Source organism: Streptomyces sp. NPDC005070, from assembly GCF_053600395.1.
The window spans coordinates 1-15,563 of sequence record NZ_JBSFZS010000004.1 but is presented as its reverse complement, the minus strand read 5'-3'; the positions used below and the strand labels follow the sequence as shown (position 1 = coordinate 15,563).

13 protein-coding genes are annotated in these 15,563 nt (G+C 72.3%); 5 read left to right on the top strand and 8 right to left on the bottom strand.

Going from position 1 to position 15,563, the window contains the following annotated elements; all coding sequences use genetic code 11:
- Positions 1 to 27: 27 nt before the first annotated feature.
- From ACWEBX_RS02370 to ACWEBX_RS02360, 3 genes are all read right to left on the bottom strand, one after another.
- A complete protein-coding gene (locus tag ACWEBX_RS02370; protein ID WP_451883023.1) occupies positions 28 to 2,088 on the bottom strand; it encodes a HEAT repeat domain-containing protein in 2,061 nt (686 codons plus the stop codon).
- Between the two features lie 262 nt (positions 2,089 to 2,350).
- Positions 2,351 to 4,249 carry a phosphatidylglycerol lysyltransferase domain-containing protein gene (locus tag ACWEBX_RS02365; protein ID WP_451883022.1) on the bottom strand — a complete coding sequence of 633 codons (1,899 nt, stop codon included), beginning with the start codon at positions 4,247 to 4,249 and terminating at the stop codon, positions 2,351 to 2,353.
- Positions 4,250 to 4,677: 428 nt separating this feature from the next.
- Positions 4,678 to 4,947, bottom strand: coding sequence for a hypothetical protein (locus ACWEBX_RS02360; protein ID WP_451883021.1), 270 nt, complete (start codon positions 4,945 to 4,947; stop codon positions 4,678 to 4,680).
- Positions 4,948 to 5,180: 233 nt separating this feature from the next.
- Here ACWEBX_RS02360 and ACWEBX_RS02355 point away from each other — a divergent pair, with 233 nt between their 5' ends.
- Entirely contained in the window at positions 5,181 to 5,948 is a 768-nt protein-coding gene (locus ACWEBX_RS02355) for a hypothetical protein (protein ID WP_451883020.1), read from the top strand.
- A gap of 134 nt (positions 5,949 to 6,082) precedes the next feature.
- Positions 6,083 to 6,772: a sigma-70 family RNA polymerase sigma factor gene (locus ACWEBX_RS02350; protein WP_451883019.1), complete on the top strand. Its 690-nt coding sequence runs from the start codon at positions 6,083 to 6,085 to the stop codon at positions 6,770 to 6,772.
- A 99-nt stretch (positions 6,773 to 6,871) separates the two neighbouring features.
- Here the strand turns inward: ACWEBX_RS02350 and ACWEBX_RS02345 are convergent, their stop codons facing one another.
- A complete protein-coding gene (locus ACWEBX_RS02345; protein ID WP_451883018.1) occupies positions 6,872 to 7,951 on the bottom strand; it encodes an NADH:flavin oxidoreductase/NADH oxidase in 1,080 nt (359 codons plus the stop codon).
- Between the two features lie 173 nt (positions 7,952 to 8,124).
- On the opposite strand from ACWEBX_RS02345, the gene ACWEBX_RS02340 reads away from it, so the two are divergent.
- Both ACWEBX_RS02340 and helR read left to right on the top strand, forming a co-directional pair.
- A complete protein-coding gene (locus ACWEBX_RS02340) occupies positions 8,125 to 8,481 on the top strand; it encodes an ArsR/SmtB family transcription factor (protein ID WP_451883017.1) in 357 nt (118 codons plus the stop codon).
- Positions 8,482 to 8,696: 215 nt separating this feature from the next.
- Positions 8,697 to 10,844 carry an RNA polymerase recycling motor ATPase HelR gene (gene helR / locus ACWEBX_RS02335; RefSeq protein WP_451883016.1) on the top strand — a complete coding sequence of 716 codons (2,148 nt, stop codon included), beginning with the start codon at positions 8,697 to 8,699 and terminating at the stop codon, positions 10,842 to 10,844.
- Between the two features lie 310 nt (positions 10,845 to 11,154).
- Here helR and ACWEBX_RS02330 read toward each other — a convergent pair whose 3' ends face one another.
- Positions 11,155 to 12,501 (bottom strand): FAD-dependent oxidoreductase, encoded by a 1,347-nt coding sequence (locus ACWEBX_RS02330; protein ID WP_451883015.1) that lies wholly within the window; start codon positions 12,499 to 12,501, stop codon positions 11,155 to 11,157.
- A gap of 214 nt (positions 12,502 to 12,715) precedes the next feature.
- On the opposite strand from ACWEBX_RS02330, the gene ACWEBX_RS02325 reads away from it, so the two are divergent.
- A complete protein-coding gene (locus tag ACWEBX_RS02325; RefSeq protein WP_451883014.1) occupies positions 12,716 to 13,192 on the top strand; it encodes a DUF6214 family protein in 477 nt (158 codons plus the stop codon).
- Positions 13,193 to 13,283: 91 nt separating this feature from the next.
- On the opposite strand, the gene ACWEBX_RS02320 is transcribed toward ACWEBX_RS02325, so the two are convergent.
- The 3 genes from ACWEBX_RS02320 to ACWEBX_RS02310 all read right to left on the bottom strand — a co-directional run bounded on the left by ACWEBX_RS02320 (position 13,284) and on the right by ACWEBX_RS02310 (position 15,274).
- Positions 13,284 to 13,979: a TetR/AcrR family transcriptional regulator gene (locus ACWEBX_RS02320; protein ID WP_451883013.1), complete on the bottom strand. Its 696-nt coding sequence runs from the start codon at positions 13,977 to 13,979 to the stop codon at positions 13,284 to 13,286.
- A 116-nt stretch (positions 13,980 to 14,095) separates the two neighbouring features.
- Positions 14,096 to 14,386, bottom strand: coding sequence for a hypothetical protein (locus tag ACWEBX_RS02315; protein WP_451883012.1), 291 nt, complete (start codon positions 14,384 to 14,386; stop codon positions 14,096 to 14,098).
- A 183-nt stretch (positions 14,387 to 14,569) separates the two neighbouring features.
- The gene (locus ACWEBX_RS02310) at positions 14,570 to 15,274 is read right to left on the bottom strand and encodes an HAD family hydrolase (protein WP_451883011.1); all 705 of its coding nucleotides are present in this window, start codon (positions 15,272 to 15,274) and stop codon (positions 14,570 to 14,572) included.
- Positions 15,275 to 15,563 lie beyond the last annotated feature (289 nt).

Sequence of the window (15,563 nt, the reverse complement as noted above, 5' to 3'; positions counted from 1 at the left end):
ATCGCGGGCCCGGGAGCTTCGGATCCGTCACGCGGCCTCCAGTGCCGTCCGGCAGTCCCGGAGGAGCATTTCGTCGTCGAGGACGTCGTGGCTGCCGTGCCCGCCGGAGCGGGCGCGGTGACGGCGGGGCGAGGCCAGCTCCGTGCCGACCAGGTCGTGGACGGGTGCGCCCGAAGCGCCCATCCGGACGAGGCACGCGGTGATGGTGCCCCGGGTGTACGGGTTCCGCCAGGCTTCGCGGAACACCGGCAGGACAGGTTCCGGATCTCCGGAGATCTCCCACAGGGCGCAGGCGGCGGCGGTCCGCTCCCCCACCTCGGAGGAGGCCGTCAGGCGAAGCAGCCCGGGGAGCGCGGGCGCGGCCGCCGCCCCCGACCGGCCGAGCGCCTCGGCCGCCGCCCGGCGACTTCCGGCGTCCCGCTCCGGGGCCAGCGCCCCGAGCAGTACCGGAAGGACCGCCTCGACGTCCCCCTCCACGGACCGGAGCGCGTCGGCCGCCGTCACGGCGTTCTCGCCCGTGAGGAGTTCCCGCAGCGTCGGTACGGCCTCGCGCGCCGGCGGACCGAACGCGGCGAGTGTCCTGGCCAGCGCCTTCACCAGAGCGTCCCGGAGCCGCAGGTCCCTTGGTGTGCCGTGCAGCAGTCGCAGCACCTCCGGTACGGCCGCGGCGTACCGCAGCGCGCCGAGACCGGACAGCAGCGGCGCGGCGCGGTCGTACGTCTCCGGAGAGTCGAGCGGAACCTCGGCCAGCCGCTCGCGCAGCAGGGGAGCCAGGGGCGCCGCGTCCGGGCCCAGAAAGCCGATGGAGTACCCGGTCTCGTTCGGCACGGCCGGGCCCCGCAGCACCTCGGCGAGGGCCGGTACCGCCCGCGCGTCCCCGCACCGGGCGAGGGCTTTCAGAGGGCGGTACAGCGTTGCCGTACCGCGCCCCCGGGCGCCCGTGCCCGACTCCACGAGGGCGGCGAGCCGGTCCGCCGCCGGAACCGCCAGAGTGAACAGGAACTCCAGGACGGACACGGCGGCGCAGCGCAACCGCTCCTCGTCCGAGCCGAGTTGCTCACCGATCAGCGCGACCGGCTCCTCGTACGCGCCCCGCCATTCACGGAACAGTCCCGCCGACATCCAGACGGCATTGCACCGGTCGGCCGTGTTCTGACAGCTCAACTGTCCCTTGAGCAGGGCGATCCGGTCCGCGGTGCGGGCCCCCAGAGCCTTGTGGAGCGTGCGGAGCAACTGCGCTCCCTCCTCGTCCGCCGGGCGTATACGGCGCAGACTGCCGATGAGAGTGTCCGAGGAGGTCCGGACGGGCTCTCTGGACGGCCGGATCCGCTCGGACCTGGTGTGGAGCAGCGCGACGACCGTGGGCACGAGGTCGGTGGGCAGCAGGTCGAGGGCGCACGAGGCGAGCTGACCGAGCGCCGCCAGGCGCAGTCCGGGGTCGTGCGGCGGGCCGCACAGTGACACCAGACAGTCCACCGCGGGGGCCGAGGAACCGCCGTACAGCCGGGCGAAGAGGCCGAGACTCTCGACCAGAGCCAGCCGGACGCCGTCCTCCTGTTCGTCCCGCAGCCGCTCGCTCAACAGGGCCAGGACGCGCGGCGGTTCGCCGTGGAAGCGTACGAGCGCCGACGGCGCGGCGCGGCGCACCTCCGGGTCACAGTCCGTGACGAGGTCCAGGAAGACCGCGGCACCCGCCCGGACCGCCGCGCGCGCCATCGCGTGGTTGTCGTCCTCGGGGACCTCCGCGTCCCGGCCGCCGCCGTCCTCGCCGTCCTCATCGTTCTCGGAGGTGTCTCCGGGAGTGTCCCCGTCGTCCGAACCGCCGATGCTGGTGAGCAGTTCCACGACTCCGCCCCGGTCGGGGAGTCCCGCGTGTCCGGCGAGCGTGAAGAGGAAGGGGATGGACGCGAGCGTCGAGTCGTACACATCGCCCTGGTGGTGCACGGCTCCGTACATCCCGTCGAGCGCGGTCTCCCGCTCCCGGGGGAGCGGTGAGGCGAGTCCCCGCAGCAGCTCCGGCACGTCCGCGGCGCTTCCGTACGCATGCTGCATCGAGGCCCAGTCGACCTCGTCGATCCCCCTGAACACGGTGTCCTCCCCATGCGTACGGCCATTGATCGTGAGTGTGCACCACGGCACTGACAGTGACGCTCGGGAACCGTCCCGTCGATGGCGTCGGTCCAGCCAACTACGGAGCGAACGGCCGCTTTCCGACGGTCGGCCGGGGCTGCCACCGCCGTCGGGGAACCCCCGGCCGGGGGAGAGGGGCACCTGGAGACGGCACGGCCGGGCACCTCACGGGTGCCCGGCCGCGTGTCGACGGATCGAGGCCGCCGTCCGCTGCGCGGCTCTACGGCCTGTCCGGCAGGCCCTGGTCGCCCGGCGTGGACGACCTGGGACTTCCGGACCCGGCCGAGGTCGCCGCGGGTGCCGCCGGGGGCGGTTCGGGCGAGCGCCGGTCCGGGTGGGCCGGGCGCCGGGAGGCGAACCGGGGCAGGGCCGGCGGGGCCAGGAAACCCTCCGCGCGGGCCGCCGCGATACCGATACGGGGAAGGTCGGCGCTCTTCTCGAAGAGGAGGTATCGAGGCTCCCAGACCGGCCGGTACTTGGCGTTGGCCCGGTAGAGGGATTCGAGCTGCCACCAGCGCGAGAGGAACGTCAGCACCGAACACCACAGCCGCAGTACGGGTCCCGCGCCCAGCCGGGTGCCGCGTTCGAAGACGGACCGGAACATCGCGAAGTTCAGGGAGATCCGCTCGACACCGAACTCCTCCGCGCGCAGCAGCAGTTCGATCACCATGAACTCCATGAGACCGTTCTCGGAGTTCCGGTCGCGGCGCATCAGGTCCAGGGACAGCCCCCGTTCACCCCACGGCACGAAGCTCAGCACGGCCCGGGGTTCGCCCTCGCTGTCGTGGCACTCCAGCATCACGCACCGTCCGTCGGCGGGGTCTCCCAGCCGCCCGAGCGCCATGGAGAAGCCGCGTTCGGTCGCCCCGTCGCGCCATTGGTCCGCCTTGTCGGTCAAAGCGGCCATCTCGGCCTCGGGGATGTCCTCGTGCCGTCGGACGCGGACCGTGTAGCCGGCGCGCCGGACGCGCTTGTGCGCCTGCCGGACGCCCCGCATGGCGCGTCCCTCCAGGGTGAAGTCGGACCGGTCCACGATGGCTTCGTCGCCGAGCTCCAGGGCGTCCAGGCCGTGCCGGGCGTACACGGTCCCGGCCTCCTCGCCGGCCCCCATCACCGCGGGCGTCCACGCGTGCCGCCGCGCCTCCCGCAGCCACGCCTCGATCGCGCCGGGCCAGGCCTCCGGGTCGCCGATGGGGTCGCCGGACGCGAGGGTCACACCGCCGCGCACGCCGTACGCGATCGCCGCCTTGCCGCTGGGGGACCAGATGACCGCCTTGTCGCGGCGCAGCGCGAAATAGCCGAGCGAGTCCCGTTCCCCGTGCCGGGCCAGCAGGGCTCGCAGCCGGACCTCGTCGTCCTCGCCGAGGAGTTCGAGACCGCGCGGCGAACGGAAGCACGCGTAGAGCACCAGCAGGAAGGTGGCGGCCACCAGCACGTTGACCAGGATGTCGACCCAGCGGGGCGCGACGACGCTGTCGAACCGGTCGGCGAGCGGGCCGACACTGATTCCGCGCAGCAGGGTGTACGCGATCCGGTCGCTCAGCGGTGTTCCCGGCACGCGGTTGGTGGCGCTGACGAGCAGGGTGCCGAGGGTGGCGCTCACGAGCAGGCCGCCCGCGCCGACGGCCAGCGCGAGACGGGGATTCGAGCGGTCTCCGACGGCGTGGAACTCCTTGCGCCCCAGCAGGAGGGCGAGGACGAAGAGCGCGGTGAGCAGGAGCGAGATCCAGTTGAAGACGTGCCGTTGGTAGCGGTCCTGGGTCAGGGCCACGCTGTAGAGCACCAGGAGCGGCCCGGCGAGCAGCAGGTTGAAGATCCAGGCGGCCCGTTTGCGGCGCCGCATCACGAGTGCGAGGAACAAGGCCAGCGCCGCCGAGATCAGCCCGGCCGTGGCCAGATAGGGGGTGAAGAACTCGCCTGCGTTGTGCTCGTGCACCTCTTCGCGGAAAGGCAGCGAGGACACGGCGACGATGTTGAGGACGGCGAGGAGCCGCAGATACCAGACCGTGAACGCGGCGGCTCGTGGCCGGATTCCGTCGCCTGCTCGTCCGGAGGGGGCCGCGCCGCGCGGGCTCGTGTGCCGCTGTTCCGGGATCAGCGCTGACTGTTGTACGGACACCGTGGAGCATCACCTTGGGGAGAGGGCGGGAGAACCGGTGGGGACAGAGGCCGGAACACTACATCTTGTAGGGAAGGGTGAGGTTATGGCCAGCCAGAGGCGGAGTGAAGAGGTAAGGAGGAGTTGAGAATGCGCGGAGCGGTCCGCGTCGTGCCTGCCCGGCAGGAGTCTCGCCGCGCCGGTCCGGCAGGAGTCCCCCGCGCTTGTCCGGCAGAGTCCCCCCGCCGGTCCGGCAGGAGTCGCGTTGCGCCTGTCCGGCAGGGGCCGGGGCGCCGTTGTCGGCGGGCCGGTCCGGCCGTGGACGTGGAAGCGCATCGCCGGCCGCGGCTCGGTCGTGGTGACGGCCGAGCCGGGTGTCTCGAGCGGCCGTGCCCCTCGCGGATCGCGGATTCCTCGCGTCGGTGGCGGCGGGGTCGGGGGCGCGGTCCTCAGCGCTGGGGCGTCGCACCCCGGTCGCGCGCCGTGCGTGTGGTCGCCCACCACAGAAGGTCACCGAGGGCGGCGCCCGCCGCCACCAGGGCCGTGATCACTCCGGCCATGGTCAGTCCGTCGGCGAGGTGCGGGCGTCCGTGCAGGGCGTGCAGGTCGAACCCGCACAGGTGGTACACGCCCAGCGCGGCGATCCCGAGGCTCGGCACGAGCAGTGCCAGCACGGACGCGGGTCCGCGTGCCACACGCCCGGTGTCACGTTCGTTCACGGGCTCCCCCTGCCGTACGTCGTTCACCGCCGGGACCCTACAGTACGTAGGGTCTCTCTGTCCTGGCCGTGCTTCCACGGTGTTGCGGCGGCTACCCCGGACGGCGGCCGTCATGCGGGACCGGGGCGTCCGGACCGCGTGATCCGGATCACGGGTGCGCCGCCCGTTCGGCGCCCGCGGATTTCCGTACCCCTTCATGACGTCCGGACCCCGGATGCGAGGATGAGGCGGTCATGACTGCCGGGTGGTGCACACGCATGCTGCGGGCCGTGATGTTCGCGGCCGTCTGTGTGGTGCTCGCAGCCCTCGGCCACGTCATGATGTCCGGCTCTCCGGTGACCTGGTGGGCGCTGGCCGGCTCGGGAGCGGGCATGGCCGGAGCGGGTTGGTCGCTGGCCGGTCGTGAGCGCGGGCTTCCCCTGATCGTCTCCGTCGTGGTGCTCGCCCAGGGCGTGCTCCACAGCGCGTTCTCGGTCGCGCAGTCCCTCACCGCCGCCGCGGACGCCGGACCGGGTCGGTCCGCCGGCGGTGCCATGGACGGCATGGACGCCATGGCGATGGGCGCCATGGACTCGATGAACATGAACTCGATGGATTCCATGGGCGGCGGGTCCATGGGCATGGACGCCATGGGCTTGGACGCCGTGGGGACGGGGTCCATGGGTGGGGGCTCCATGGGTTCCGGGACCATGGCGCACGTGCTTCCCTGGGGAGCCGAAGCGGGCTCGCCCTCATCGATCGGTATGGTCGCCGCTCACCTGCTCGCGGCACTGTTGTGCGGCCTCTGGCTCGCGCACGGCGAGCGTGCCGTGTTCCGCGTCCTGCGGGCCGTGGCCGGCCGACTGGCCGCGCCCCTGCGGCTGTTGCTCGCTCCTCCGGTGCCGCCGTACCGGCCGACGCTCCGGGTGCGCCGACGTTCATCGGACCGAGCCCCGCGCCTCCTCCTTCTCGTTCACGCGATCACTTCCCGGGGTCCGCCCGTGGGGACCGCTGTCGCCTGAGACAGCCCGCTCCCCGAAACGCCACCTGGGCGCTTCGGGCATCGGTCGTACCTCCTGTGTACGGCCGCACCCCACCACCGGACCCATGGCCCTCGCGCCGGTCCGGATCACGGATGACCCGAGAAGGACACCTGGTGATCACTCCTGCCCTGCCTGTTCCCCGCCGTGGACGCGAGCGGCGGAACGAAGACGGCCGAGCGGTGTCGGCCGACGAATCGGCGACCGCCTGGGCGCTGGCCGCCCGCGCCGGCGATCCGGCCGCCGTCGAGCGCTTCGTCCGCGCGCTGCACCGCGATGTCGTGCGCTACGTCGCCCATCTGTCCGCCGATCCGCAGGCCGCCGAAGACCTCGCCCAGGACACGTTCCTGCGGGCGTTGGGCAGCCTGCACCGATTCGAGGGGCGCTCCTCGGCGCGGACCTGGCTGCTGTCCATCGCCCGCCGCGCGGTGATCGACAGCCTGCGGTACGCCGCCGCCCGGCCACGGTCGACCGGGTGCGCGGACTGGCAGACCGCGGTGGAACGCGAGCAGCCGCTCGGTCTGCCCGGCTTCGACGACGGCGTCGCCCTGCTGGAACTCCTGGCTGTGCTCCCGGACGAACGGCGCGAGGCGTTCGTTCTGACCCAGATGATGGGTCTGCCCTACGCGGAGGCCGCGCTCGTCAGCGGCTGCCCCGTCGGAACCGTCCGCTCCCGCGTGGCACGCGCCCGCGCGACCCTGATCGCGCTGCTGGCCGAAGCGGAGGCCGAGGTGACGACCGGGACGGAGACCGTGGCGACGATCAGGGCGATGGCCGTCGAGAGGGCCGCGTCGACCGCCGCCTGAACGGGGCGAGGCACGGTCCGGCTCCCGGCACCGGGTGGTGCGACAGTGCGTCGACCACCCTGCGCCGGGAGCCACTTCGCGGCCTCGGCGGCCGGACGTCTACACGGACCGGTGGTACTGATCGGGGACATGGACCTCGGCCCCGAGTTCGCGTGCCGCGAGCCGGGCGAAGGACGGGTTGCGCAGCAGCTCCCTTCCCAGCAGCACCGCGTCGGCCTCGCCGTTGGCGACGATCTTCTCGGCCTGCTCCGCCTCGGTGATGAGACCGACGGCGGCGACGGCCATCGAGGTCTCCCTCTTCACCCGTGCGGCGAAAGGGACTTGATAGCCGGGTCCGACGGGAATGCGTACGGCGGAGGCGTTCCCGCCCGTGGAGACGTCGAGCAGGTCCACGCCGTGTTCGTGCAGTTCGCCGGCGAAGCGGACGGTGTCGTCGGCGCTCCAGCCCGCGTCCTCCAGCCAGTCGGTCGCGGAGACGCGGAAGAAGAGCGGCTTGTCCTGCGGCCAGACCTCCCGTACGGCGTCGAGGACTTCGAGGGCGAACCGGGTGCGGTTCTCGTACGAGCCGCCGTACGCGTCGGTGCGGTGGTTGGAGTGGGGGGAGAGGAACTCGTTGATGAGGTAACCGTGGGCTCCGTGGATCTCGACGATCTCGAAGCCGGCGGCCAGGGCGCGGCGAGCCGCGTCGGCGAACCGGCCCACGATCTCGCGGATTCCGCCGACCGTCAGCTCGTCGGGAACCGGGTGCCTCTGGTCGAACGCGAGCGCGCTCGGGGCGACCGGCTGCCAGCCGTGCGCGTCCGGACCGACGGGGGCGCCGCCCTTCCAGGGACGGTCGGTCGAGGACTTGCGCCCGCCGTGGCCGAGCTGCACGGCCGGCACCGTGCCCTGGGCGGAGAGGAACCGCGTGATGCGGCGGAAGGCCTCGACCTGGGTGTCGTTCCAGATGCCCAGGTCGTACGGGGAGATCCGGCCCTCGGGCGAGACGGCGGTCGCCTCGACGATGACCAGTCCCGTCCCTCCCGTGGCGCGGGCCGCGTAGTGGGCGAAGTGCCAGTCGTGCGGAGCTCCTGCCGAGGGGCCGTCGGGCGCGGCCGAGTACTGGCACATCGGGGGCATCCACACCCGGTTGGGGATGGTGACTTCGCGCAGGACGCAGGGCTCGAAGAGAGCGCTCACGACCGACTCCATTCGTGGCGGGTCCGGTGTATGCCTCGTACGATAAGCCTCGTAGTACGGCGAACGTCAAACTACGACGGGTCTCGTACAATGGCGGAGTCGGGTGAAGCCCGTCGGACGATGCCGAAGGTGAGGGGGCGAAGACCGAGGTCCCCGGACGAAGTGGAGCCGCCGTGACGCCCGCCGCCACCGCCGCCAGTGGCCGTGATCTGCCGCACCCCGCGCGTGAGGAGATCCGGCTGGAGTCGGTGCTGCACGCGCTGTCCGACCCGATGCGGCTCCAGATCGTCCGCGAGCTCGCCGCCGAGGGGCGTGAACTCTCCTGTTCGGACTTCGTCCTGCCGGTCACCAAGTCCACGACGACGCACCACTTCCGGGTGCTCCGCGAGAGCGGGGTCGTCCGCCAGGTCTACCGCGGCACGGCGAAACTCAACGGCCTGCGTGCGGACGACCTCGACGCCCTCTTCCCCGGACTCCTCGACCGCGTTCTGGAGGCCGCCAACCGGCAGGCCGCCCGCCCGGCGCCGTGACGCCTCGCGGAGCCCGCTTCCGAGGCCCTCGCGGCGCCGCTTCCGGTGTCTCACGGAGCAGCTTCCGGGACTTCCGGGTTCCGGGCAAAAAGAAAGGGCAAGGGGGAAATCCATCCCTTGCCACTCTCAACTTATAGCGCACCGGGGGGCTTGCGGCAAGGCCCCCCTCGTCCCGCAGAATCACTGGCCGAAGCCAGGAACTGCGGAAAGTTGACATGAGCCCTCTGACCACCAGCGCGTTCCGCCTTCCCGGCCGGCTCTCCGCCAAGGCGGACCCGGCGCTGATCGCCGCGGACGAGAGGCACTTCGCGGCCGTCGCGGAGAGCCTCGAACGCGCGATCGCCGAACTGTCCGACCGCCTCGACGCCGAACGCAGGGCGCCCGGCGGCCTCGGCCGCGAGGCGATGGAGCGAGACCTGGAGATCCACCGGCTGACGGGTCGGCTCCGTACGTTGCGCCGCTTCGGACTCGACCTGTGCCTCGGGCACATCGTCGCGGCGGACGGCTCCGGACCCGTCTACATCGGGCGTCTCGGCCTCACCGACAGCGAGGGCCGCCGGCTGCTGACCGACTGGCGTTCTCCCGCCGCCGAGCCGTTCTTCGCCGCGACCCACGCCCAGCCGATGGGGCTGGCGAGCCGACGCAGATATCGCTGGATCGACGGCCGGATCAGCGACTACTGGGACGAGGTGTTCACCGCCGAGGGGCTGGAGGGGCGCGCGGCCCTCGACGACCAGTCCGCCTTCATCGCCGGCCTGGGCGGCAGCCGTTCGGCGCGGATGAGGGACGTGCTCGCCACCATCCAGGCCGACCAGGACGCCGTCATCCGCGCGGGATCCCGCGGTGCCCTCGTCGTCGACGGCGGTCCCGGCACCGGCAAGACGGTCGTCGCGCTGCACCGTTCCGCCTACCTTCTCTACTCCGACCCCCGGCTCGGCCACCGGCGCGGCGGCGTGCTGTTCGTCGGTCCGCACCAGCCCTATCTGGCCTACGTCGCCGACGTCCTGCCCAGCCTCGGAGAGGAGGGGGTGCAGACCTGCACCGTGCGCGACCTCGTCGCCGAGGGAGCCGGAGCGACGGCCGAGCGCGACCCGGGCGTGGCCCGCCTGAAGTCCTCCGCGGCCATGGTGCGGGCGATCGAGACGGCCGTCAGGTTCTACGAGGAGCCGCCTGCCCAGGGCATGACGGTCACGACCCCGTGGGCCGACGTCCCGCTGACCGCCGACGACTGGGCCGAAGCCTTCGAGGCGGCGGAACCGGGCACTCCGCACAACGAGGCACGCGACCAGATCTGGGAGGCGCTGCTCGCGATCCTGGCGGACAAGCACGACGACGACGTCCCGACCGAACTGCTGCGCAGGGCGCTGCTGCACGATCAGGAGCTCGTCGGGACCCTCGACCGCGCGTGGCCGCTGCTCGACGCGGCGGACGTCGTGGGCGACCTGTGGTCCGTGCCTGCCTACCTGCGGCTGTGCGCGCCCTGGCTCGGACCCGAGGAGGTCCGGGGACTGCAGCGCCCGGACGCGCAGGCGTGGACTGTGTCCGACCTGCCCGTCCTGGACGCGGCGCGGCAGCGGCTCGGCGACCCGGAGACCTCTCTGCGAAGGCGCCGCCACGAGGCGTCCGTGGCCGCCGAACGCGAGCGCATGGCCGGCGTCATCGACAACGTGCTCGCGGCCGACGACGACGGCGAGGGCGCGGTGACGATGCTGCGCGGCCGGGACCTGCAGGACACCCTGATCGACGAGAGCGGACTGCCCGCCGACCGACCGGACCTGCTCGCGGGGCCGTTCGCGCACATCGTCGTCGACGAGGCGCAGGAACTGACCGACGCGGAATGGCAGATGCTGCTGCGGCGCTGCCCGTCCCGGAGCTTCACCGTCGTCGGGGACCGCGCGCAGGCCAGGCACGGTTTCGCCGAGTCCTGGGAGGAACGGCTCGGGCGGGTCGGATTCGACCGGATCGACGTGGCCTCGCTGACCATCAACTACAGGACGCCGCGAGAAGTCATGGCGGAGGCCGAGTCCGTCATCCGGACCGCGCTGCCGGACGCCAACGTGCCGACCTCCGTCCGCGGTTCCGGCGTTCCCGTCGTCCACGGTTCGGTCGCGGATCTGGAGTCGGTGCTCGACACCTGGCTGCGCGGGCACGCCGAGGGAATCGCCTGCGTCATCGGCGATCCCGCGTTCCGGGCGACCTCCCGGATCCGTTCGCTGACACCGGAGTTGTCGAAGGGCCTCGAATTCGACCTGGTCGTCCTCATCGACCCGGAGAACTTCGGTGAGGGCGTGGAAGGCACGGTCGACCGCTATGTCGCGATGACCCGGGCGACCCAGCAACTCGTCATCCTCACAAGCCCCTGACGCCGGAGAACACACAGGACCGCAGGAGGCCGGCCGTCCCCGCGGCCTGCGGGGCCCCCGTAGGCAGCAGGGAACACGGCATCCGCATGATCGTCGGTCGGGTCGAGGCGGTCGCCGGGACTCACCCTCCGGGGGCCGTCAAAGCCGTCTGTCCGGCGGCCGTCGGGGCCCGGCCGGGGGGCGCCGGATCCCGTCCTCCGTGGGTCATCGATGCCGTCTGTCCCCGCGGCTGCCGGGGCCGGACCGGCGAGGGGCGCCGGGCCCCACCCTCCGCAGGTCGCCGGGAGCCGGCAGTCCGCGCGGCCGCCCGTTACCCGGCCGTCCGTGCCGCCGTCCGGAGCGCGTCCCAGTCGGGCAGCTTGACGACCTCGCGGCCCAGCCTGGCTCCCAGCTCCGCCTCGGCCCGCTCGATCGCCTGCCATCCGGCCCATTCGACCGGCCGTATGCCCTCGGCCCGCAGTGCCGCGAGGGGATCATCGGCCGCCTCCCGCCGTACGAGAGCGGGGGCGTCCTCCAGCAGGGAGGCCACCGTCTCCTTCGCGCACGGGCGATTGGTCCCGATGACTCCGGTCGGGCCCCGCTTGATCCAGCCCGCCACATACTCGCCCGGTGATACCGCGCCGTCCCGCAGGACCCGTCCCGCCCGCTGCGGCACCGTGCCGCGGCCGGTGTCGAACGGCATCCCGTCCAGCGGCACCCCGCGATAGCCCACCGAGCGCAGCACCAACTGGGCCTCGATCTCCTCGAATCGGCCCGTCCCCGTCACCCCGCCCGACCCGTCCGGAACCGTCCGCTCGAACCGCACCGCGCCCACCCGGCCGCCGTCGGCGAGGAGTTCGACGGGCCGCAGGAAGAAGCGCGGGCGGATCAGCCGCGGCCGGCCGAGCGGCGCGGCCGCCGCCCAGCCCCTCAGGACCTCCACGTTGCGCCGCTGGGCGGCGGGCAGCCCCGACGGGTCGAGGTAGGCCGGATCGAGCGCCAACTCCGCCTCGTCCACACTGATGTCGGCCTCCGGGAGGCCACCCAGCTCGCGCAGTTCCTTCGTCGTGAAGCGGGCCTGCGAGGGCCCGCGCCGCCCGACCATGCTGATCGCGGTGACCTCGCTGGCGGCCAGCGCGCCGAGCGCCGCCTGCGGAATGTCCGTGGGGCTCAGCTCGGGCGCGGTGCGGGCCAGGATCCGGGTCACGTCGACGGCGACGTTCCCGACCCCGATGACGACGGCCGAGCGCGCCCCGGCCACGAAGCCGTCGGCCACGGAGTCGGGATGCGCGCTGTACCAGGAGACGAACTCGGTCGCCGACCAGCTACCTGGCAGATCCTCGCCGGGCACGCCGAGACGCCGGTCGGTGGCGGCGCCCACGCAGTACACGACCGCGTGGTACAGCTCCCGCAGCCGCGCCACCGGCACTCCGCCGGGGCCCACCTCGACGCCGCCGAGGAACCGCACCCGCTCGTCCTCGAGGACGGTCCGCAGATTGTTCTGGAGCGACTTGATCTTCTCGTGGTCGGGTGCCACGCCGTAGCGCACCAGGCCGTACGGGCAGGGCAGCCGGTCCAGGACGTCGACGCGGACGTCTGGAGGCCCGCTCCGCTGGATCAGACCCTGTGCGCTGTAGACCCCGCTGGGTCCCGAACCGACGACGGCGACACGCAGCACGGCGGAACTCCTCACCCGAGGGATCAGGAAGATCGCTGACAGGAAATCGCTGGTGCTCCCAGGATCGCACCACCGGGTGCTCCGCTGACAGGGTGCGGTGCGTGCCGATCACGCGCGTGTCCGTTCGTAGGGAATGTGATGATGCGGTTACGTTCCGTATGTGCTAGACGCATCGTTTCTTAATCTGTCGGAACGCTGCCGCGCGGACGGCGACGTGTCCGTGTGGCCCGCCTGGGAAGTACGGGAGTCCGCGTCGGGCGTCACGTCCTGGTTCAACGTCCGGCTGGCCTTCACCGACGGTGCCAGAGTCGATCTGCTCGCCGTGCTCTCGGCGACGGCCCTGTCGATCGAGGACGTACGGGCCGAGCCGCCCCTCTCGCTGGACGACCTGGCGGCGGTCGCCGAGTGGATCGAGGAACCCCTGTCCGAGGCGTGCGGCAGTCGTCTCGGTGCCGGCCACGACCAGGATCAGGACCGGGAGAGCCAGGCGCGGCGCGCCCGGCCCGCCTGGCCGCGCGGCGCCGAGGGCCGTCTGCTGGTGGCGGAGGAGTACCGGGCGGCGCAGGAAGAGGGAGTGGATCCGGTGCTCGCGGTCATGGACGCCACCGGTCACAGCCGCCGCAAGTCCCTGAGACTGATCGCGGGGGCCCGGGACGCGGGTTTCCTGACACCTCGTCACGCGCGCCGCTGACCGGGGCCGGGCCCGCCCGCTCGTGCTCCCGCGCGCGGTCCTGGCCTCCGGAAAGGTCGGCGCCACGCGCTCGACCTCCCCGGAAAGCTCGCTACTCGGACTGACCGTCCGCGGCCTCTGGCCCGGGCTCTGGCTCTGGATCGGTCGCGAAGAAGCGGGAGAGATCCGTCGTGCGGGGGCCGTTCGACGCCTCGGCGTCCGGCGGCGCCCCCATCTCCCAGTCCAGCCGGTAGCGCTTGAAGAGTTCGGCCCGCAGCACCGGGATCCTCATCGGCACGCCCGGCACCAGCGCCGAGTAGACGGCGCCCATGAGCAGGGCGCGCAGCATCGGGTAGTCGGCCGAGACCTGCTGCGATCCGTACCGTGCCACGGTGTCCCCGAGCAGCTCGGAGAGCCGCACCTGTTCGGGGCACCGCACGAACCCCTCGGCCTGGAGCAGCCCGGCCATGTGCTGCCGCATCAGCACCGGCTGGTCCTGGGTGAGGCCCAGGATCGCGTCGATGGCCCGCGCCATCCGCTCCCGGCCGTCCTCGCTGCGAGGCTCGCGTTCGAGGGCTTCCTCCAGCGTGCGGTGCATCAGCCGGTGCACCGCGGACTGCAGGAGCTGGCGTTTGCCGGGGAAGTAGTACGAGACGAGCCCGCGCGCCGAGCCCGCGCGATCGGCGATGTCCCCGAGCGTCGTGGCCTCGTAACCACGCTCGCTGACGAGCTCGACCGCGGCTTGCAGCAAGCGCTCCCGGGAACGCCGCCGCAACTCTTCATTGACCGAGGCGCTTCGCGGGGACATGCTGTAACTCCTGCGTTGACTGGCTGCCAGCCAACTATACTCAACGCGTCCGGATCGAGGCCCTTCGCGGGGCGGTTCCGGGCTGCCGCCGACCTGGGGCGACGCGGGGGATCGCCTCAGGTCGGACGCGCGGCAGCGGGCGTCGGGGGAGTGCCGTCCAGGCGGCTGCCGTCCTCGCGCCCCGAACCGCCGTTCCGCATCTCGGGCATCTCGCCATGGGGCGGGCGCCGGTGTGCGGCGAGGTAGGCGCGTCGCCAGTTGGTGACCATGTACCAGCCGACCGACAGGCTCAGCAGTGCGTTGCCGACGAGGCTCTCCCTGTCGTCGCTGCGCGCCGTGTTGACGAGCGCGGCACCGGTGACGCAGGTGAGGAAGCCGGCGAGGAGAATCCAGAACGCTGTCTTCATTGCGGACCTCGGGACTGTGTGGCGGAGGCGCCAACGTAGCCGTGGCTCTCGAATTACGAGGTGTTTGGCCCTTGTTGGCCAGAACTTGACGGTGTCGGCCTGCCCGAGGCCGAAAATCGTCGTCTTCGTATCGGGATTCCTGAACGGGTGTTCCAGCGACGGTGAACGGCTGTTTCCGGTGCGTCAGTTCGTGTCCAGCAGGCCGAGTACCGGCCGCAGTCCGTCAGGGCGGTCCGCCGTCGGCAGATGGTCGACGAAGAGCACCGCGCATCCCAGGGCGGCCGCGCCGCCGTCCGCCGTGCGGTCGTCGCCGACCATCAGGGTGTCCCCCGGGGTGATGCCGAGTTCGGCGCAGGCGGTCGCGAAGAGCCGCGGATCCGGTTTCTGGACACCGTGCTCGTACGACAGGACGTACGTCCCGACATGCGGGTCGAGCCCGTGTTCGCGGAAGACCGGCCGCAGGTCCCAGCCGATGTTGCTGACCACCCCGACGCCCAGACCCCGCTCGCGGAGCGCGCCGAGCACCTCGGCCGCGTCGGGATAGGGCCTCCAGGCGGAGGGTCGCATCTGGCGGTCGTAGAGAGCGTCGTGCAGACCCGGATCGGGCAGTGACACCTGCCGGGAGAGGCCGGTGTACGCCGCCCGGTGCTGCTCGGCACCGCGGTCGCGCGCCTCCCACAGGGCGCGGAGGCGATCCGGCACCGGGAGCGTCGGACGGGCTCCGCCCGCGAGCGCGCCCACCGCCTCCAAGGCGCGCGCCTTTTCGGCCAACTCCGGTTCCGTGAGCGTGTGACCGCTCTCCGCGAGCACCGCGCGCAGCCACGATTCCGTGTCCTCGACGCGGAAGAGGGTCCCGGAGAAATCGAAGAGCACACCCTTGAAGGTCATGCGAGAGATCCTTCGCGGCACGTCCCGTGGCGGTCAAGGTGCACTCGTCCGGCGAACCCGCGCGGGAGCCCGCGGTGCCGCCGACCGGGCGAACGAAAGCCGTACGGGCTAGGTCGTGTCCGCAAAGTCGCGGCGTCCGCCCGGAGGGCGGGCCCGGCGGCGTCTGGTGCGTGCTCTCGGCGTGCCGGGCGCAGGCCCTCGTACTGGACGTACTTGGGTCTTCGCCCGGTGCGGCGAGAGTGCGTGCCAGGCGTCGCCGGGCAGGCGCGACTTTGCGGACACGGCCTAG